Source organism: Ancylobacter sp. G4_0304 (assembly GCF_047501495.1).
Classification (GTDB): domain Bacteria; phylum Pseudomonadota; class Alphaproteobacteria; order Rhizobiales; family Xanthobacteraceae; genus Ancylobacter.
On the sequence record NZ_JAZDRM010000054.1, the window covers coordinates 1 to 17,777 of the forward strand.

The 17,777-nt window shown below is 59.9% G+C and carries 14 protein-coding genes and 3 pseudogenes; 11 read left to right on the plus strand and 6 right to left on the minus strand.

Annotated features, from left to right (window positions below):
- Positions 1-396 (plus strand): 4-hydroxyphenylacetate 3-hydroxylase N-terminal domain-containing protein (locus VRZ77_RS20505; RefSeq protein WP_414594431.1); only part of this gene is annotated, 396 nt, incomplete at its 5' end.
- A gap of 275 nt (positions 397-671) precedes the next feature.
- Positions 672-2,477 carry an adenine deaminase C-terminal domain-containing protein gene (locus tag VRZ77_RS20510; protein WP_414594432.1) on the plus strand — a complete coding sequence of 602 codons (1,806 nt, stop codon included), beginning with the start codon at positions 672-674 and terminating at the stop codon, positions 2,475-2,477.
- A 98-nt stretch (positions 2,478-2,575) separates the two neighbouring features.
- Here the strand turns inward: VRZ77_RS20510 and VRZ77_RS20515 are convergent, their stop codons facing one another.
- Both VRZ77_RS20515 and VRZ77_RS20520 read right to left on the minus strand, forming a co-directional pair.
- Complete coding sequence (locus tag VRZ77_RS20515; protein ID WP_414594444.1) at positions 2,576-2,857, minus strand: hypothetical protein; 282 nt, start codon at positions 2,855-2,857, stop codon at positions 2,576-2,578.
- A 3-nt stretch (positions 2,858-2,860) separates the two neighbouring features.
- Positions 2,861-3,346 (minus strand): annotated as a pseudogene (locus VRZ77_RS20520) (cupin domain-containing protein); the annotation flags it as partial.
- Between the two features lie 111 nt (positions 3,347-3,457).
- Here VRZ77_RS20520 and VRZ77_RS20525 point away from each other — a divergent pair.
- Together VRZ77_RS20525 and VRZ77_RS20530 are read left to right on the plus strand one after the other, a co-directional pair.
- Positions 3,458-3,838, plus strand: coding sequence for a hypothetical protein (locus tag VRZ77_RS20525; protein WP_414594433.1), 381 nt, complete (start codon positions 3,458-3,460; stop codon positions 3,836-3,838).
- A gap of 341 nt (positions 3,839-4,179) precedes the next feature.
- Positions 4,180-7,155, plus strand: a complete 2,976-nt coding sequence (locus VRZ77_RS20530; protein WP_414594434.1) for a Tn3 family transposase — start codon at positions 4,180-4,182, stop codon at positions 7,153-7,155.
- 55 nt (positions 7,156-7,210) lie between these two features.
- On the opposite strand, the pseudogene VRZ77_RS20535 reads toward VRZ77_RS20530, so the two are convergent.
- The 3 genes and pseudogenes from VRZ77_RS20535 to VRZ77_RS20545 all read right to left on the minus strand — a co-directional run.
- A pseudogene (locus VRZ77_RS20535) lies at positions 7,211-7,450 on the minus strand (winged helix-turn-helix transcriptional regulator); the annotation flags it as partial.
- A 113-nt stretch (positions 7,451-7,563) separates the two neighbouring features.
- Positions 7,564-7,824, minus strand: a pseudogene (locus VRZ77_RS20540) (transposase); the annotation flags it as partial.
- A gap of 63 nt (positions 7,825-7,887) precedes the next feature.
- Positions 7,888-8,430: a MarR family winged helix-turn-helix transcriptional regulator gene (locus VRZ77_RS20545; protein WP_414594435.1), complete on the minus strand. Its 543-nt coding sequence runs from the start codon at positions 8,428-8,430 to the stop codon at positions 7,888-7,890.
- Positions 8,431-8,587: 157 nt separating this feature from the next.
- Between VRZ77_RS20545 and VRZ77_RS20550 the strand changes: the two genes are divergently transcribed.
- The 4 genes from VRZ77_RS20550 to VRZ77_RS20565 all read left to right on the plus strand — a co-directional run bounded on the left by VRZ77_RS20550 (position 8,588) and on the right by VRZ77_RS20565 (position 14,066).
- Positions 8,588-10,093 carry a 4-hydroxyphenylacetate 3-hydroxylase family protein gene (locus tag VRZ77_RS20550; RefSeq protein ID WP_414594436.1) on the plus strand — a complete coding sequence of 502 codons (1,506 nt, stop codon included), beginning with the start codon at positions 8,588-8,590 and terminating at the stop codon, positions 10,091-10,093.
- Between the two features lie 14 nt (positions 10,094-10,107).
- On the plus strand, positions 10,108-11,103 hold the full coding sequence (locus tag VRZ77_RS20555) for a succinylglutamate desuccinylase/aspartoacylase family protein (protein ID WP_414594437.1): 996 nt from the start codon (positions 10,108-10,110) through the stop codon (positions 11,101-11,103).
- Positions 11,104-11,317: 214 nt separating this feature from the next.
- Positions 11,318-12,181, plus strand: a complete 864-nt coding sequence (locus VRZ77_RS20560; RefSeq protein ID WP_414594438.1) for a transporter substrate-binding domain-containing protein — start codon at positions 11,318-11,320, stop codon at positions 12,179-12,181.
- Positions 12,182-12,281: 100 nt separating this feature from the next.
- Complete coding sequence (locus tag VRZ77_RS20565; RefSeq protein ID WP_414594439.1) at positions 12,282-14,066, plus strand: amino acid ABC transporter permease/ATP-binding protein; 1,785 nt, start codon at positions 12,282-12,284, stop codon at positions 14,064-14,066.
- 9 nt (positions 14,067-14,075) lie between these two features.
- Here VRZ77_RS20565 and VRZ77_RS20570 read toward each other — a convergent pair whose 3' ends face one another.
- Positions 14,076-14,666, minus strand: a complete 591-nt coding sequence (locus VRZ77_RS20570) for a cupin domain-containing protein (RefSeq protein ID WP_414594440.1) — start codon at positions 14,664-14,666, stop codon at positions 14,076-14,078.
- Between the two features lie 432 nt (positions 14,667-15,098).
- Here VRZ77_RS20570 and VRZ77_RS20575 point away from each other — a divergent pair, with 432 nt between their 5' ends.
- From VRZ77_RS20575 to VRZ77_RS20585, 3 genes are all read left to right on the plus strand, one after another.
- Entirely contained in the window at positions 15,099-15,530 is a 432-nt protein-coding gene (locus VRZ77_RS20575) for a hydantoinase B/oxoprolinase family protein (RefSeq protein WP_414594442.1), read from the plus strand.
- Between the two features lie 122 nt (positions 15,531-15,652).
- Positions 15,653-16,780 carry a M20/M25/M40 family metallo-hydrolase gene (locus tag VRZ77_RS20580; RefSeq protein WP_414594441.1) on the plus strand — a complete coding sequence of 376 codons (1,128 nt, stop codon included), beginning with the start codon at positions 15,653-15,655 and terminating at the stop codon, positions 16,778-16,780.
- Positions 16,781-17,069: 289 nt separating this feature from the next.
- Positions 17,070-17,537 carry a flavin reductase family protein gene (locus VRZ77_RS20585; protein ID WP_414594443.1) on the plus strand — a complete coding sequence of 156 codons (468 nt, stop codon included), beginning with the start codon at positions 17,070-17,072 and terminating at the stop codon, positions 17,535-17,537.
- The last annotated feature ends 240 nt before the right edge of the window (positions 17,538-17,777 follow it).

The following is a 17,777-nucleotide window of genomic DNA, read 5'->3' on the forward strand; positions in this document are numbered from 1 at the left end:
GGCAAAGCCACCCAAACCCACCAGGGAGAAGCCACGAAACTTGACCGCCACCTGACCGCCGACCACCATCAGCCCGGGTCAATTCTCAGTGGAAATCCAGGGTCAGTTCTTCGCGGAAATCAACAGCCTCCGCATGGAACGCGCGATCCGGCACGCTTCGGCCGCGACAGCGATGAGGTGCCGACGCTGCGGGTGGTCGGACAATATGAGGGTGGCGTTATCGTCAGCGGCATGAAGATGCTGGCGACGGGCGCCGCCTTTGCCCACGAACTTTGGATCGGCAATATCCTGCCTCTGCCGCCCGACCAGAAGGCGGCTTCGATCACCTGTGCCCTGCCGGTGCACGCGCCGGAGCTCAGCCTGTGGTCACGCAAGGCCTATGCGACGCAAAGATAAAGCAGTTCTGAAATCGATAATTACGCTGATTTTTGTTATTCGCGGCCAGGCTGGGCGAAAAATCGACGGTCGTTAGGGGGCGGCCAATTAACGAGCTCCTCACAGGTAATGTCGAACAGACTTGGGAAATGAGATCGGCAGAGCGTTTCCGATCAAGGACGAATTCTACTCGCGATACATAGAGATGTGGTATGTCAATACATAGTAATGGTCAAACATTATTATCTTAGTATTATAATAGACAAATATCATGCGCAAATAAAAGGGTCACGAAAATGAAATTGCATACACAAGGCTGGCAGGCACGCATTGATCGTGTTGATGCAGCACTAGGTAGGATATGCTCAACGCTCGTTATAAAAAATGCTAAGATCGTGAATGTTTTCACGAAGGAAATCTTGGACGGTGGCGTGGCAATCTACGACGATAGGATCGTCGGAGTGGGAGATTTGCCTCCAGGAGCCATCGGAGGCGACACCAAAGTAGTGGATGCGGGCGGAAAGTTCCTGCTCCCTGGCTTTATTGATCCCCATTTTCACGTCGGCGATACTTCATTGCCTATCGGTGCGCTTGCGGCAGCACTGATAGAACGTGGAACGACAGGGCTGGCCACCGACATGTGCGAGATGCACGGCATTGGCGGTGTCCAAGCGGTACGATGGGCAATCGATACCGCGAAAGAAGCAGGCCTACGAATCTTGTTTATGATTCCGCTGCATTCGCTAGGAACAGAGAAATTTGGTAGCTTCGCCCATATTCCGACGGTCGATGAATACTTGGAAATGGCCGATTGGTCCGAAACCGTTGCCGTGAATGAGCCTCCGCCGAACGTTGTTCTAGCGCGCCATGAAGGCGTCCATCGCGTCTTGGACCGCGTTCTCTCCGATCGCAAGAGATTTGAAGGCCATGCTCCGAATCTAACAGGCGTTAATCTGCAGGCATACATTGCCGCCGGATCCTCGTCTGACCATGAATGTGTTGATGCGGACGAGGCTATGGAGAAGCTGCGTCTTGGTTATCGCATTCTAATGCGGGAGTGTTCAGTATCCAGTGATCTCCGAAAACTTGTAAGAATTGTAGTCGAGCGACCTGAGACATCTCGCTTCTTCATGGTCTGCACCGATGATATGCAGAGCAAGGAATTTCTAAGAGACGGGCACATCGATCATAAGCTTCGTATGGTGATGGCAGCTGGCGTCGATCCGATCACTGCGGTGCAGATGGCAACTATCAATGTTGCCGAGTATTTCGGGTTAGCCGATGATCTAGGGTCTATTTCGCCAGGAAAGATTGCCGATTTTATTATTTGCCAATCGATTGAGGATCTTCGCGATTTGACCGTGTTTTCTGCGGGTCGGATGGTTGCTGAAACTGGCCGATATCTTGGACATATTCCGGATAAGGTTGAAGTACCCGAGTTTCTCAAGTCCCGAATGAACATCGGTCGTGAGATAATTGCGGCTGATTTCCGCATTCCTGCCCCTATCGAGAATGGCCGCGTTCGCGTGCGCGTCATGGGTATTATAGACGGCACACTCATTTCCGATGCTCTAGAGGCCGATCTAGAGGTTCGAGAGGGAGAAATCCTCGCGCAGCCGGAAAACGACATCCTCAAAATAGCGATCATCGACCGTCACAACGCGAGCGGTGCGCTGTTCTGCGGATTCGTCAGCGGATTTGGCCTAAAAAGCGGGGCGCTGGCCACGACGTTCTTCTGGCAGCATTTCTCGCTTATGATCGTTGGAGCCTCGGATTTAGAAATGAAAACGGCAGTCGAAGAAATGGAAAAACTCGGCGGAGGCATGTTAGCCGTGCGCGGATCTGATTTGCTTCACGCAACCCCTTTTCAAATTGGAGGAATTCTGGGTGTTAAGTCTCTGGACGGGATGGCTGGCGAGTTGGCGGGTTTCGAGAAGGCGTGCACGATACTCGGATCGACGCTTACGGATCCCTTCCTTAGCCTTGCATTTGCGTCGATCCCCCACATTCCGAGCTATGGGATAACTGATATGGGTTGGTACGATACTCGTGCGGAAGAATTCGTCGACATCGTCATAGACGTCCTGGAGACATCTACATAAGTCGACAGTAGCTGCAACAAGAATGACTCCGACGGCCTGACGCCGCCGGAGTATAGGGTAAAGCGCGCTTGGTCGAAATTTATGGTGGCTGTGTATGCTCAGTGGGTACAGGGGTTTGAGTAGCAACGGAACAGAAAACCTACACAAGGGTTTGCGAAGCGCTCATCCGTATGGCTCCAGCGCTTGCGGTTCGCGCCATCGATGTCCGCAAGCTCGGCAAGCCGCCAGCGTCGGGCGGGATCGGCATGAAGGGCGCCGATGGCTTTCGCCATCCGCGGATCGGAAAGCGCGCCCAGCCAGCCGGAGGGCCGGTCCTTTTCCGAGGCGAGCCAGAGCCGCAGAACCTGGAGCAGCATGATCTGCTCAAGATGTTCGGCCATGAGCGTGCCGCCCGGTGGTCGGTCTTTCAATTCCGCCGCAAGCTGCTCAAGCGCGAACCGCAGCACCGCAGCCTGGTTCGAGGCACGCACATGGACGATAGCCGGCAACGCGCCAAGCAGCATATCGGCGTGGTCGCCCGCGAACGAAAATCGACCGCCTATCAGAAAGAAATCACCGCCGCCGTTGCAGGTCGCAATGCCGTCTACCGCTGCGTCATAGATGGTCGGAGACTCGATCGCCGGCAGCGCGAGGTCAGTCGCAAAGACGAAAGGGCGTCCACGGGTCAGCAGGAAGCAATCTCCGGCGTCGATCCTTTGTGGCTAGGCTTCGCCTTCGACCGCGACCCAGCAGGCTCCGCGCATGACCGCGTTGAACTTGATGCCCTCATGCGGTGGGAAACGGATCGCCCAGTCGGCACCCGCATCGAGGCCGGCGCTGATCGCGCTTCTTGGCTTCAACAGCGAGAGGATTTCAGACAAAGGGTCCAAGATGGAAATTCCGAACGATCGAGAATGAATGACGCATCATATCGCATGGATCATGCGATTTCCATCGATCATCATGTCGGGGCGACAAGTCGAATGTCCCGGAGAAGCATCATGATCGATCAGCAGAAGCCACTCGGCTCCGGGTTCACCGCCGCCTATCGGGCCGGCGGCGCATCGGGCGTCGCCAGCACCGGCGCATCCAAGGTCGGTTCCGCCATCGCCAGTCCGTTCAAGCGTGCCGCCGCGTCCATGAAGGACAGTTTTCAGGCCGGGGAGCGGTCCGTCAGCGGCGAGGCCGCGCCGGATGGAGCCGCCGATGCTCAGTCCGGTTCTTCGCCCGCCTCGAATGCTGACGGCCCGCCCGCATGGGCCAAGCGCATGAAGCGCGGCCAGCAGGCTTCCCACGGCATTCAGGTCGCCGCCCATGCCGTCAAATCCGGCGACAGCCATGGCGGCGGCTCTTCCGTCAACCTCTCCGAAAGCGACCGCTGATGTTCAAACGACCCTCCACCCATTACGGCAAGACGCCGAAGCCCGAGACCCCGTATCTCCGCTCCTCCCCAGGAGAAAGCCATTCGAACAGCCGTCGCCTGGCTGGTCAGGAAAATGTTGATCTCGCGCGCGTATCGATCGTTGAGCTTCGACGCCGCAGCCAGAACGGGGTCAGAACAAGAGCAGTGCGAAATCGTACGCTAAGGGCGAACGGAACATGAACCATGTCGGATCTCGGGGGCTCCAATCTCTGTGGATTGGCACCGTCTGGCACCGGTTTTGGTTCCTTCGTACGTCCGACTCGACAACGCTCCCGTCAGATAGTCCTCGGGAGTAGGGCAATGGCAAAACGGACGCTTCTCAAAGTTCATGATCGACAGACGCTTTTCAATATACCAGCCGACGAGGATAGCCTGATCCGGCACTATTCGTTGTCTTCGGCAGATCGTCTGGAGATTGAATTGCGGAGGCGTGAGCATAATCGGCTTGGTTTCGCCGTTCAGCTATGTCTGATGCGATACCCTGGCCGGGTGCTGGGGGCGGAAGAGGTTCCGCCCCGCGCCATGCTTCGATATGTTGCTGACCAAATCGGCGCTGATCCAGAAGCATTTGCGCTCTATGCACGCCGTGAAGAAACCCGTCGTGATCACACGGCGCGCCTCATGGCGTATCTGGATACGAGAAGCGCGACGGCACAAGATCGTCGAGCCGCGCTATTGGCTGCAATTCAGGCGGCGGCAATGTCCGACGACGGTGCTGAGATAGCCGGTTCCATTGTTACCGCATTGCGTGAACGTGGATCTCTTCTGCCAGCGATCGATACAATCGAACGCATCGGCCTTGCCGGCCGTGCTATAGCCCGCCGTCGGGCGGAAAGAACGCTGATCGAAGACGTACCGCTCGATACACTCCAATCATTGGACAGGCTGTTGGAGGTTGATCTGTCGATCGGTCAGACGCGCTTTCATTGGCTGCGCTCGGCGCCAGAAGCGCCGGGTGCGTCGAACCTGGTTGGCCTGACCGAACGAATTGCCTTGCTGCGGGCGCTGGAAATCGATCCGAAACTGCAGATGCGCATATCGTCCGGACGGTGGAACCAGATGATCCGAGAGGGGAACGCTACGCCGGCATGGCTGGCCAACGATTTCAATGCCAGTCGCCGTCACGCTCTGATCGTGGCGCAGGTCATCAAGCTCGGCCAGAAGCTAACCGACGATGCTGTCGCGATGTTCATTAAACTGATGGGTCGACAGTTCTCGCAAGCCAATAACCGCAAGAAACAGCGACACATGGACTGCAGGCTGGACACCGCCAAGGCGCTGCGTATGTTCCTCGACACCATTACCGCTCTGCAGTCTGCGAACGACTATGGCCGGAACGCATTGGAGGTTCTCGATCAGGAAGTCGGATGGCACCGGTTGCTGCGTATGAAGCCTGAACTTGAGTCGATGGTCGAGGACAACGAGGCGTCGCCTTTGGCCCTGGCGGCCGAGCAATATGGGACCGTCAACAAATATGCCGGTGCGTTCCTACAGGCCTTCTCGTTCCAATCCGCGCGGCGACACGATCCGCTTCTCGCAGCAATTTCGCTGCTGAAACGCCTGCATGCCGAGAGCCGTCGGACACTCCCGGATCGCGTCCCGGTCACCCACCTCAGCCAAGCTGATCGTCGGCTCATCTTCGAACGAGGAAGGCCTGATCGCCGTCTCTACGAGATTGCGACGCTCGCGGCCTTGCGAGACCGGCTGCGATCTGCAGACATTTGGGTCGATGGCAGCCGATCCTTCCGTCCGATCGATGAACATCTCATGCCGCGGTCAACATTCACCACCATGAAGGATGAGGGTCGCCTTGGACTGGGCGTTCAGGGTGATGGCGTGGCTTGGCTCACCGAAGCGCGTCAGATGCTCGACTTCAACCTGAAGCACCTGGCGCACAGGGCACGGTCGGGAAGGCTCGAGGGTGTTCGTCTTGAAGCCGGGACCTTGATCGTCACGCCAACCGCCGGCGAGGTCCCTGCCGCTGCCGAAGAACTCAATGCCGAGATCAGCGACATGTATCCGATGGTCGACGTGCCCGACCTGTTAAAGGAAGTGCATGATTGGACTGGCTTCGCCGATCACTTCACGCATGTCCGTACGGGTGACGCTCCGAGGGACGTGTCGGCCATGCTGGCCGGCGTGCTGGCGGATGCAACCAATCTCGGCCCGAAGCGAATGGCCAACGCATCCAAAGGAATCAGCGCCCATCAGATCGGCTGGATGCGCACATTCCACGCCCGGTCGGAGACATATCGCGCAGCGCAAGCATGTATCACCGATGCACACACCCGGCATCCGCATTCTCGACTTTGGGGCAACGGAACAACCTCATCGTCCGATGGCCAATTCTTCCGCGCGAGCGACCGAGCCGCAAAGCGCGGCGACATCAATTTGCATTACGGCAGCGAGCCGGGTTCCAAATTCTACAGCCATCTGTCAGATCAGTATGGCTACTTCAGCATCCTTCCCATCAGCCCAACCGAAAGCGAGGCCGCCTATGTGCTCGATGGGCTGTTCGATCAGGACACGATCCTCGATATCCAGGAACACTTCACCGATACGGGCGGTGCAAGCGACCATGTCTTCGGACTGTTCGCCCTAATCGGCAAACGCTTTGCGCCTCGGCTGCGCAACCTCAAGGACCGGAAATTCCACACATTCGAGAAAGGCGATGCATACTCGGCGCTGTCGAACCACATCGGGGCACCTATCGACGCCACTCTGATTCTCGACCATTGGGACGATCTGCTCCATCTGGCAGCGTCGATCACGACGCGCGCCGTGGTGCCGTCCACGATCCTGAAGAAGCTGTCAGTATCCTCGAAGGGAAGCCAGCTCGCAAAGGCGCTGCGGGAACTTGGCCGGATCGAGCGATCGCTGTTCATGATCGAATGGTATTTGAGTCCAGCGCTGCGCCGGCGCTGCCAGGCCGGCCTCAACAAGGGCGAGGCAGCGCATAAGCTGAAGCGCGCCGTCTTCTTCCACGAGCGCGGAGAGATCCGGGACCGATCGTTCGAAAGCCAAGCCTTCCGCGCGTCCGGCCTCAACCTCGTCGTCAGCGCGATCGTACACTGGAATACGGTCTATATCGAACGAGCCGTCTCCCACTTGCGCAGCGTGCGTCGCGAGATTCCGGATCATCTGCTCAAGCACATCTCCCCGCTGAGCTGGGAGCATATCAATCTGACAGGCATCTACACCTGGGATAGCGAGCAGCATCTACTGGAGGGTTTCCGGTCGCTGAGGCTCTCGGCTGGACTACGGCGAGCCGCATGAGTTCTCATTTTGTTCGACCTTAGCGTACGATTTCGCACTGCTCTTGTTCCGACCCCTTCACCGTGCGTTTGTGCTTGCGCGACTTGCCGCTCTCCACCCGCAGCATCGCCGCGAGCTTGTCGGCATAGGGATCGAGCTTGCTCGGCCGGTCTGGAACGTGAAACCGGGGTTCGACGCTGTCCGCTCGCAGGTACTTACGCACGGTGTTCCGTGAGAGGCCGGTGCGGCGGGATATCTCCCGGATCGAGCTACGATCCCGATAATGCCAGCGTCGGATGACGCTCAATAACTCCATGTAGATCACTCCGCTGTCCCCCGCGATGCCGCGTGAGACGTGGTGAAAACATGGGTCAGTTCTCGATGGAAAAATCCGCTCCTGCCGGGTCAGATCTCAGTGGAAATCAACAAAAAATCGTTCTCCAGCGCAAGCTGCCCGATCTTGGCGTGAAGGTCCTTCAGGTCGACGGCCGGAGCGGCGTCCGTCTTGGCCTCGCCCCCGAACACCCCGGCGGCTCCTTCCAGAAGATGATCCTTCCACTGCTTGATCTGGTTCGGGTGGACGTCAAACTGCTGCGCCAGCTCGGTCAGCGTCTTCTCGCCCTTCACCGCCGCAAGCGCCACCTTCGCCTTGAAGGCAGGCGTGTGGTTCCGCCTCGCTCGTCTCGCCATGGTCTCTCCTGCTCTCGGCCAGCATAGGCCGCGTTCAGGCGAAAACCCACCTATCGGCGCTGTTCAGATTTCCCGAGCCACTTCTGAAGGCCGAGACTGTGCCCGCTCTAGTGCAATATCACAAGAGTCGAGAAGGCCGCGAATAAGACGCGTTAATAATCGCATCTCGCGCACGCCCAGTGTCTCGAATAGCACGTCGTTTACGCATACCTGTACAGAGGCGACATCGCGCAGGGCTTCCCATGCTTTTTCGGTGAGATACAGATTGACCCGGCGGCGATCCGCGAGGTCGGCGCGCTTTTCCAGCATGCCGACCTCCTCCAGTCGCCGCGTTTCTGTAACGATAAAGGGCACGCTAACTCGTAGGCGCTCGGCGAGATCGCTGACCGTCATTTGGTCGTCGGCCTGCGCGAGGCTCATGATAATGTTGTATTGCGGCGGCGTCAGGTGCATGGCGCGCGCGACAGCGGCGCGGATTTCCTGCAGGCGGCCGGAGAAGTCAACAAGTTCGCTCACCATCTGCCGGAACTCGTTGTCGCCGTTGTCTTGCAACAACGCGGGGCGCGATGTCGTCAGCGGCCGGTGCTGGCCCGTGGGTTTGTCCATTTCTTACTCACAATCTGCTCGGTTTTGCGGCAAGCGCCTTGATTGGCGCGGTCTCACAAGGTCAGGAAAGCCCCCGCCGATGCTGAAATTTACAGCATCGTGACCTAATTGACAAAGCTAAGTTACTTAGCTTTATTGATGCCAGCAGGGAGTGACCATGATGGTGCATAAAACAGCCGAAAGCCATTTGCGCAGCCTCGACGATGGTCGGCGCATCTATATCGACGGGGCCTGCGTCGAAAAGGTCGCCAGCCACCCCGCGTTCCGCAACGCCGCGCAGTCCGTCGCTGGCCTGTATGATTTCCAGTCCCGGCCCGACCAGCGTGAGGCGATGACCTTCGAGACGGAGACTGGGCATCGGGTAAGTCGCGCCTGGCAGCTGCCGACGAGCTATGAGGAACTCGTCGCGCGGCGCGAGGCGCTGGTGCGCTGGGCGGAGCTGCATAATGGCTTCATGGGCCGCTCGCCCGATCACGTTGCCTCCACCCTCAGCGCCATGCAGATGGGCCTCGACGTCTATGAGGCCCATCCCGGCGGCCGGCCCGGCGTCGTCTCGGACTATTACCGCTACGCCCGCGACAACGACCTCTACGTCTCCTACGTCATCATCGACCCGCAGGGCGACCGCTCCAAGGCCACCGGCGCCGCGGGCAATGCGGACCTCGCCGTCGCCATTGTCGACGAGGACGCGGAGGGCATCACGGTACGCGGTTCGAAGATGCTAGGAACCGGCGCGGTGCTTTCCAACGAGGTGCTTGTCACCACGCTGCGCCCCCTTAAGCAGGACGAGAGTCGCTACGCTTTCACCGCGGCAGTCCCAATCAACCTGCCTGGCTTGACGTTGCTCTCGCGCCGATCCTATGAGGGTTCGGCAGGTTCGGTGTTCGACTATCCCCTATCTAGCCGGTTCGACGAGAACGACGCGCTTCTCGTCTTCGACGATGTTAAGATCCCTTGGGAGCGCGTCTTCGTCGACCGAGACCCTGCCTGCCAGCTCGCGCAGTGGCATGACACGCCCGCGCATGCCTACCAGAACTACCAGGCCGAGATACGCCTGCTGGTGAAGCTGCGATTTCTGGTGGGTCTCGCCCGCAAAATCACCGAGACGATCGGTACATCGCATTTTCCGCAGGTGCGCGAAACGTTGGGCGAACTCGCCGGCCATGTCGGCATGATCGAAGCGTTCGTTTACGGGATGGAGGCGAAGGGTCGTCATCGCGGTGCGTATTTCGTGCCCGATTCAGGGCTGATTTACGCCGCACAGATTCAGTCCCAACTGCTTTACCCGAAGATAATCCACTTCCTGCGCGAGCTGTCCGGCGGAGGTGTGCTGATGCTGCCCTCCTGCGTGGAGGATTTCGAGCATCCAGAGATCGCCCCGCTGATCGCGCGCACGCAATTTTCGCCGAGCCTTTCCTCGGCCGAGCGGGTGAAGTTGTTCAAGCTGGCCTGGGACGCGGTTGGATCGGAATTCGCATCGCGCCATGCACAATACGAGATTTTCTATTCCGGCCCGCGCACCGTCACCACCGGCATGGCTTTTCGCACCTTCGACTGGTCGCAGGCGACCGGCGCGGTGGACCGTCTGCTGGCTAGCTATCCGACGCCGGAACTCGCCGGCGCGCGCTCTTCCAATGCCCCCGCCGTCTCCGCGGCCGAGTGACTATCGAGGATGTCATGGACGACCTGATTATCGAAGGCTTTACCGTCGCGCCCGGCCAGCGCCTTAAGGCGAGAGTGCCCGCGCTCGAACTCGCGGACGGAACGGTCGTCGAGCTGCCACTGATCCTGATCAACGGCACGAAGCCCGGCCCGCGTATCTATATCGGCGCGGGCATTCACGGCGACGAGGTCAACGGCATCGCCCTCGTGACAGCAGCCCTTGAGCAAGTTGATCCGGCGGGGCTATCTGGCAGCATCGTGTGCGTGCCGGTGCAGCAGCCGCTCGCTCTGCAGGCCGACCACCGCCTGCCGCTCGCGCAGTTCCTGAAGTCCCCGCTTGATCAGGTGCCGGCCGACGCCTGGACCTGCTTCCCGGGCGACGCGCAAGGGAATATCGCGCAGGTGATGGCAGCCACGCTCTTCCGCATGATCACGAAATGCGATGTCGCGCTCGACGTCCATACCCCCACGCGGGGCGGAAAATACGTTCCCATCGCTATCCTGCCCCACCATGCCATGGGCGAACATGCCAAGCGTGCTGAGGAGATGGCGCATCTTCTGGGTACCGGTTGGATCGTGCGTAGCGAGCGCGGCATGTATATCAGCGACGGTATTCTGTGCGTCGAGGCGACCCGCGCGGGCGTGCCATGCTTCACCTTCGAGATTGGCGAGGGCGGGCGGCTTGACATGGATTTCGTCGAGACCGGGACCCAATGCGTGCTGAATCTGCTCAAGGGGCTCGGCATGATCGAGGGCGCACGGCTCGAGCCGGAAGTGACCCATGTCATGAGTGACTTCGCCGGCATCCGTGCGACCCACGGCGGCATCCTCGTGACGTTGGTGCCGCTCGGCGCGCGTGTGACGAAGGGCGACCTGCTGTGCCGGATCCTCGACGTCTATGGCGAGACGGTTGAGGAGGTAACCGCTCCGGTGGACGGCTTGTTCGTGCGAGCCACTACTCTTGGAACGGTGTCGCGCGGTGAACGCGTGGCCACGTTGGGTGTGCTGTAAGGCTGAATGATGCATCCCAATCAGTCGCCTGCAAAGCAAGCGACTGATTGGGGAGACGGCTGCCCTGGCGGATAGTTTAGATCCCAAATTCCACGCTCAAACATGGCACGAAGATTGCTGTCTTTCGTGATCTGCAAGTCATATTGCGTGAAAGGTAAGTGTTTTTCAGGTCCGGCTCGGCCATCAGCGCCGTGTCCGCATTAAGGAGCCCAAGATGAGCGTTCGCCTAAGCCTCACCCTCGCCGCCGCGCTCGTCGCGAGCGCCCTGACCGCCGGAAGCGCGAATGCTCAGGTCCCGGCCTGTGAGCCGGATCAGATTGCCACCAAGTATCCTTCGCTGGCAGGAAAGAAGATAAAGGTTGGAGCTGATCCGCAAACCCCGCCTTACGTTATGCGTGACGGCGTAGATATGAATAAGCTCATCGGGATCGACGTCGATCTCGCTGATGCCGTGTTCAAATGCATCGGGATCGACCATGAATTCGTGCTTGCCGGATGGTCAGGCCTGTTGCCCGCGGTCAATTCCGGTCAGATCGACGTCATGTGGGACAATCTCTACTACAAGCCGGACCGCGCCAAGACGATTGACTACGTGATCTATATGGGCGCCGGTACCGGCGCGCTCGTGCCGAGCGGCAATCCGGGGAAGGTCGAAGGTCTCGCTGATTTCTGCGGCAAAACGGTCGCCTACGGAATTGGCTCGATCGAGGAGGTCGCCGTCGCCAAGCAGAAGGAGACCTGCGCGGCAGAGGGTAAGGCGGCTGTGACGACAATGCCGTTCCAGGATCTTGCGGCGGGTCTGCGTCTCCTCGAGAGCAGCCGCACCGACGTTCTGCTGTGGGATCTTGGCTATGCCGACTACATGGCGCAGGCCAATCCAACAAAGCTTTCGCGGGCGTTCGGTATCATCTCAGGCTTCCAGAACGGTGTCGGGATCAAGAAGGGCAATGACGAACTAGTCAAGGCCATCTTCGAGGGGTTGAGCGCTGTGCAGGCCGCCGGCGGACAGAAGGCAATCTTCGCCAAGTACAGTCAGGACGAGGGCCTGATCTCGCCGGCCGAAATCCGCACCAAGTGATCGGCGCTGAAGGCCGGATGTCGGGGATGTTCCCGGCATCCCCTTGCGCACGCCTCTAATGCGAATCGCACGCCCTAGAACTGCAAGAGACAAAAGCACCATGACGCGATTTTCCCTCTATTGGGCGTCGGCGCTCTTTCTCCCGACCCTCCTTTCCGGCTTTTTCGCAACGGGTGCGGCCGTTGCGCAAACGCAGGGCCTGACAATCCAGGATATGGCCAGCGGGCTTACCGTCCACGATCCCTATGCTGACATGGCGTTCGGGTGGTTCTGGGAGTTTCTCAACTACTGCATGTCGGCCTTCCTGTGGGAGGGCGCGTGGGTCGCAGTGAAGATCACGGCTATTTCCATGGTGATCGGTCTGATGGTGGGTCTCGTGCTGGCGCTGATGCGACTGGCGGCGAACCGGGTGATCAATGGTGTCGCCTGGCTCTACATCTTCTTTACGCGCGGCACGCCGCAACTTCTGCAACTGGTATTCATCTTCAACGCGTTGCCCTTTATCGGCCTGCGCTTCGACAGCTTCACCACCGCTGTGATCGGCTTCGCGCTCAATCAGGCGGCGTTCAGCGCCGAGATCATCCGCGGCGGCATCCTTTCGGTGAACAAGAACCAGTCGGTGGCGGCGAGCTCGCTCGGCATGGGGCCATTTCTCACCCTGCGTCGGATCATTCTGCCGCAGGCGATGCGTGCGATCCTGCCGGGTGTCGGCAACGACACCATCAGCATGCTCAAGTTGACCTCGATCGCCTCGATCGTGTTCGTCAACGAACTGACCTTCCGCTCGCAGCAGATCGTGGGACAGAACAACAAGTTCTTCACGGTCTTCGCGGCGACCTCGGTGATCTATCTCATTCTTGTCAGCGTCATTTCCCTGGCGCAGGCGTGGGCCGAGCGGCGCTTCGACCTGGAAAAGGACACCCGCGACGAGAACGCGATGAACCGACTGCTCGGATTCCGTCTGGGTGGTGGTGAAAAGGCTGAGACACCACCGGTAGCCGCCCCGGTCCCCGCTTCCGAAGATGCGCCGGACGAAGCCGCTGCCCTCGCGGCCGCCTCCACCGACGATCTGTTCCGCACCCTCGTCAACGCGGAAGCGGACCCCGTGCTTCGTGGCGAGCCTCTCGTCGTCTGTCACAACGTGCAGAAGGAGTACGGGAACAATAAAGTTCTTTGCGGCGTCGACATGACGGTGAAGCGCGGCGAGGTGGTGGTGCTGCTGGGGCCGAGCGGTTCGGGCAAGAGCACCTTCCTGCGAACGATCAACCATCTGGAGCCTGTGGACTGGGGCACGATCACGGTTGGCGGCGCCTATGTCGGCTACGAGGCCGCTCCCGGCGGCCAGCCGCGTCCAACCGGGCGCCTCGCCCGCGCGCGCGCCCGGGCGCGCCTGTCGATGGTGTTCCAGCACTTCAACCTGTTCAACCACCTGACGGCGTTGGAGAACGTCATGGAGGCGCCGGTACGCGTATTCGGTGTGCCGCCCGCGCAGGCTCGCGACACCGCGCAGCGCCTGCTCGCCGCTGTCGGCCTGCAGAACCACGTCAACCACCTGCCGCACCGCCTTTCCGGCGGCCAGCAGCAGCGCGTGGCGATCGCCCGCGCGCTTGCCATCTCCCCGCGCGTGATGCTGTTCGATGAGCCGACCTCTGCGCTCGACCCGGAACTCGTCGGCGAGGTGCTGAGCGTTATGCGCAAGCTCGCGGACGCCGGCATGACAATGATCGTCGTTACCCACGAGATCCGCTTCGCCCGAGAGGTCGCAGACCGAGTCGTCTTCATGGATGGCGGCGTTGTGGTCGAGGAGGGCACGCCCGCGGAGGTGATCGATAATCCCCGTCAGGAGCGCACAAAGCGCTTTCTGCGCGCTGTCAGTCACGGGTGAGCGGGCGTGTCAGAAGGTGGTCGGGGTGTTGATCCAGATGACTCGGCAGTTCTCGTCACCGAGAGCGCGATAGCTGTGGACGCGGTCGGATTGGAAGAAGAAGCTGTAGCCGGCCGAAACGCGGTGATGCTCGCCCTCGACAATCAGTTCGAGCGTCCCCGACAGGATGTACCCGACCTCTTCGCCCGCGTGCTGGAAGGGGCCGCAGATCTGCCCGCTGGTGGGTATCTCCAGCAGCAGCCCCTCAAGCGAGCGCTGCTCGGAGAAGGGAACGAGGATCTCTGCGGTGCTGCCGTCGCCCTCCTCCGCGGCGCGGGTGTAGCGCGGCCGGTCCTGCGGCGAATAGATCGTGCAGACCGGCTCTTCATTCGAGTCGATCAGCGCCGCGACACTGACGTTAAGCGCCCTGGAGAGCCTGTGAAGCGTGCCGAGCGAAGGCACGACGAGCGAGTTTTCTACGCGCGAGAGCAGGCTCTCCGAGCAGCCGGCAGCGCTTGCCAAATCTTTCAATCGCAGCCGGTGCACGCGCCGCAGATAGCGCACGCGCGGCCCGACCGCGAGAAGGCTCTCATCCAGATTTTTCGCTTCGGAATTGAACATCAGCGACTCTTAAGAGGTTTTAGAATCTATCTAGCAGAAGACGATTCAGTTGTGCACTACGCAACGGGATCTCTCCAATGTGCGCACCGAATAATGAACTTGCGTTAATGCAAGTCACTTTCATAAAGCAGCCACCACAGTGAGAAGCCGACAGATGCGCATGTCGAATCGACGTAAGAGAGACCTTCACCGACTTTATGGTCGACGAGCTGAGGAAGGCGGCGACCATGTTAAAGCCGCCCAACACCTATCCCGATCCGATCGGAGGCATTCTTGGCGCCATCGAGCTCGCCGCGAAGGCGATGCCAGCGGGCATTGCGGAACTGCAGGGCGAGACAAAGATCCTGTTACACGCGACCAATGCCGATATGCAGTCCTATGACAGTGTCGAGATAGACGGGATGCTGCACGCCATGATTCAAGGCCCGCGAGATCTTCAACGACAGCGAGGCCGCGGGCGAGCATCGCGGTGCTCCGGGCACGAAAACCGCGTCCCGCCCGATCCACTGCGACTTCGAACTTGCCTTCAGCTCGGGCGGCACGGTGGATCCTTCGCTCAGCCACCGCGGCGGCGGCGATGGGGCCCCCGCCCTGCATTATTTCGAATCCCATGACGGCAAGATGACCGAGCTTTCTACCTCCGAACATGTCCTCGTCCGCCGCGGCCAGCGTGTGATGGGTCTGACAAATGGAGGCGGCGGCCATGGCCCGGCGAGCGCACACGACCCTACGCGCGTCGCGGCCGACATCGCCGAGAACGGGATCAGCCGCAAGCGCGCGCGCGACGTCTACCGCGGCGCGTTGAGCGACGCTAAAGGCATGGAAGAGGCGGCTACCGCCGCGCTCCGGGAGGCAGTGACGTGATGAAGAGAGTGACGCGCGAAGCGGTAACGGCGGCAGCCGCAGCGGATGCAGACTGGCTAATGGAGGCATCGAAGCGCCTCATCGCCTGCCCTAGTGGGACGCCCCCGGGCGACACACGGGCTATGGCGGAAGAGATCGCCGCCCTCGTCGCGGATATCCCTCATATCACCGTCGAGCGCCATCCGGGCGCCGAGCATGTGATGAATCTCGTCCTGCGCCTGCAAGGCGAGCGCTCCGGACCACGCCTCATCCTCAACGGGCACATGGACACATTCCCGCTCGGCAACCCCGCCGCGTGGACCGCTGATCCAGCTGGCGAGGTTCGCGAAGGCCGGCTGTACGGCCTTGGCTCGTCCGACATGAAGTGCGGTCTCGCGGTCATCCTCTTTGCGCTGCGCCGGCTCGCCGAGCTTCGCGAGCAACTTGCCGGCGAACTGGTAGTGACCCTTGCTGGCGACGAGGAAACGATGGGGGTGCTCGGTTCGAAGCTATTGCTCGACACCGTTCCCCATGCCCGCGGCGACGTGATGATCTGCGCCGATGCCGGCTCGCCGCGTGTGCTGCGCTTCGGCGAAAAGGGCATGATCTGGCTGAACCTGTCGGCCAGAGGCCGATCAGCGCACGCCGCCCACGTTCATCGCGGCGATAGCGCGATTGAGAAAATCGTGGACGCTATCTCTGGGCTGCGTGCCATTCGTGGCCTTTCCGTCGATGCGCCGCAGAAAGTACTCGACGCCATTGAGCGCGCCGGACCGCTGTCAGAGAGCCTCTCGGGCGCCGGCGAGAGCGACGTGCTGCGTATGGTTACGATCACTTTCGGCACGGTGCGGGGAGGTCGGCTGTCCAATCTCGTGGCTGACTACGCGGAGGCTACCGCCGATGTGCGCCTTCCCGTCGGCACCAGCGTCGCGCAGGTAGAGGCGGAAATCCGTCGCATCGCCGCGCTCCACGCTGTCGAGGTGGAGGTCACCCGCCGTTATGAACCGAGCTGGACCGATCCCCATCATCCGGCAATAGCGTTGCTGGCGCGCAACTGCCGCGAGATTCTGGGCCTCGAGCCTGTGGTAAACATGCGTGTCGGTGCTTCAGACGCCCGCCATTACCGCGCAGCTGGCGTACCAACCGTCGTCTGCGGATTAACACCCGTGAACATGGGCGCTCCCGACGAGAACGTGGAAGTCGACGAACTGAAATCTCTTGGCCTTCTCTTCACGCTGACAGCCTTCGATTACCTCTCTACCAGAGTATAGGGAGATCAAACTCGATGGACTGCGTTGCGCACGGAAGGAATAAATTAGATGCGTCAGATTACGGAATCTGACTGGCCTAAAAGAATTCTATTCCACAATTGCCGACAGGTGGGGCTTATTTAGGATGCTCATGAAGCCTTCACTCTGAAATATCTTATCGAAAAGGGAGCGCCTCGGGCAAGAGGCGCTCATTTAGCGTTCACGTACATCAGAAACGCAGCCTAGAGTATAGCAAATGCTTCATTCTCAGCCTTCGAAGGCGGTATCAAGCGATACCTTTATTGCCGCAATGCGTCAGGCAGCATCTCCTGTCTGTGTGGTCACAGCCAGCGTCAATGGGCAGAGGGTCGCGCTGACGATCAGCTCTTTTCAATCGGTGTCGGCGGACCCACCCTTAGTATCGATCTGTATAAATCGGCAGAGCCGGATGCACGAAGCATTGACGGAGGCGAGGGCTTTCTCTGTCGCCATGCTAGCAGCAGATCAGGCGCACGTTGCTGACACCTTCGCGGGGCGGCCCCAGAAGGGCAAAGCATACGACTTCTCTTGCGTCGGCTGGACATGCCGTGGAGAGGGGCGCGAGCCTCTCATGTTGGGAGTGACTGTGGCCGCTGAATGTATCGTCGTCTCGACAGTCGAATTAGGCTCACATTGTCTGTTCGTGGCGGCTGTCCAGGACATTGTGATCAGCGAGAAGCTTCCGCTGCTTTATTGGAACCGTGCCTACTGCGTACCTTCGACAACTAGAATCGACTGAACGGACGATATTTCGTCCCCTGCCGCCAAAGGCGGGCTCGGCCAGTGTGATACCACAGCGTGTTGCCGCGCGAGCTTCCAGTACGGCGCGACAGCGGCTCGCATGCCTCCTATCTGTTGATTTCCACTGAGATCTGACCCGGCAGGAGCGGATTTTTCCATCGAGAACTGACCCATGTTTTCACCACGTCTCACGCGGCATCGCGGGGGACAGCGGAGTGATCTACATGGAGTTATTGAG

What these genes read in the sequence shown, in the direction of transcription:
- VRZ77_RS20555 (WP_414594437.1), top strand. Translation starts at nt 10,108, where the DNA reads ATGGACGACCTGATTATCGAAGGCTTTACCGTCGCGCCCGGCCAGCGC.
- VRZ77_RS20510 (WP_414594432.1), top strand. Translation starts at nt 672, where the DNA reads ATGAAATTGCATACACAAGGCTGGCAGGCACGCATTGATCGTGTTGAT.
- VRZ77_RS20585 (WP_414594443.1), top strand. Translation starts at nt 17,070, where the DNA reads ATGCGTCAGGCAGCATCTCCTGTCTGTGTGGTCACAGCCAGCGTCAAT.
- VRZ77_RS20580 (WP_414594441.1), top strand. Translation starts at nt 15,653, where the DNA reads ATGGCGGAAGAGATCGCCGCCCTCGTCGCGGATATCCCTCATATCACC.
- VRZ77_RS20560 (WP_414594438.1), top strand. Translation starts at nt 11,318, where the DNA reads ATGAGCGTTCGCCTAAGCCTCACCCTCGCCGCCGCGCTCGTCGCGAGC.
- VRZ77_RS20525 (WP_414594433.1), top strand. Translation starts at nt 3,458, where the DNA reads ATGATCGATCAGCAGAAGCCACTCGGCTCCGGGTTCACCGCCGCCTAT.
- VRZ77_RS20565 (WP_414594439.1), top strand. Translation starts at nt 12,282, where the DNA reads ATGACGCGATTTTCCCTCTATTGGGCGTCGGCGCTCTTTCTCCCGACC.
- VRZ77_RS20570 (WP_414594440.1), bottom strand. Translation starts at nt 14,666, where the DNA reads ATGTTCAATTCCGAAGCGAAAAATCTGGATGAGAGCCTTCTCGCGGTC.
- VRZ77_RS20515 (WP_414594444.1), bottom strand. Translation starts at nt 2,857, where the DNA reads ATGGCCGAACATCTTGAGCAGATCATGCTGCTCCAGGTTCTGCGGCTC.
- VRZ77_RS20545 (WP_414594435.1), bottom strand. Translation starts at nt 8,430, where the DNA reads ATGGACAAACCCACGGGCCAGCACCGGCCGCTGACGACATCGCGCCCC.
- VRZ77_RS20550 (WP_414594436.1), top strand. Translation starts at nt 8,588, where the DNA reads ATGATGGTGCATAAAACAGCCGAAAGCCATTTGCGCAGCCTCGACGAT.
- VRZ77_RS20530 (WP_414594434.1), top strand. Translation starts at nt 4,180, where the DNA reads ATGGCAAAACGGACGCTTCTCAAAGTTCATGATCGACAGACGCTTTTC.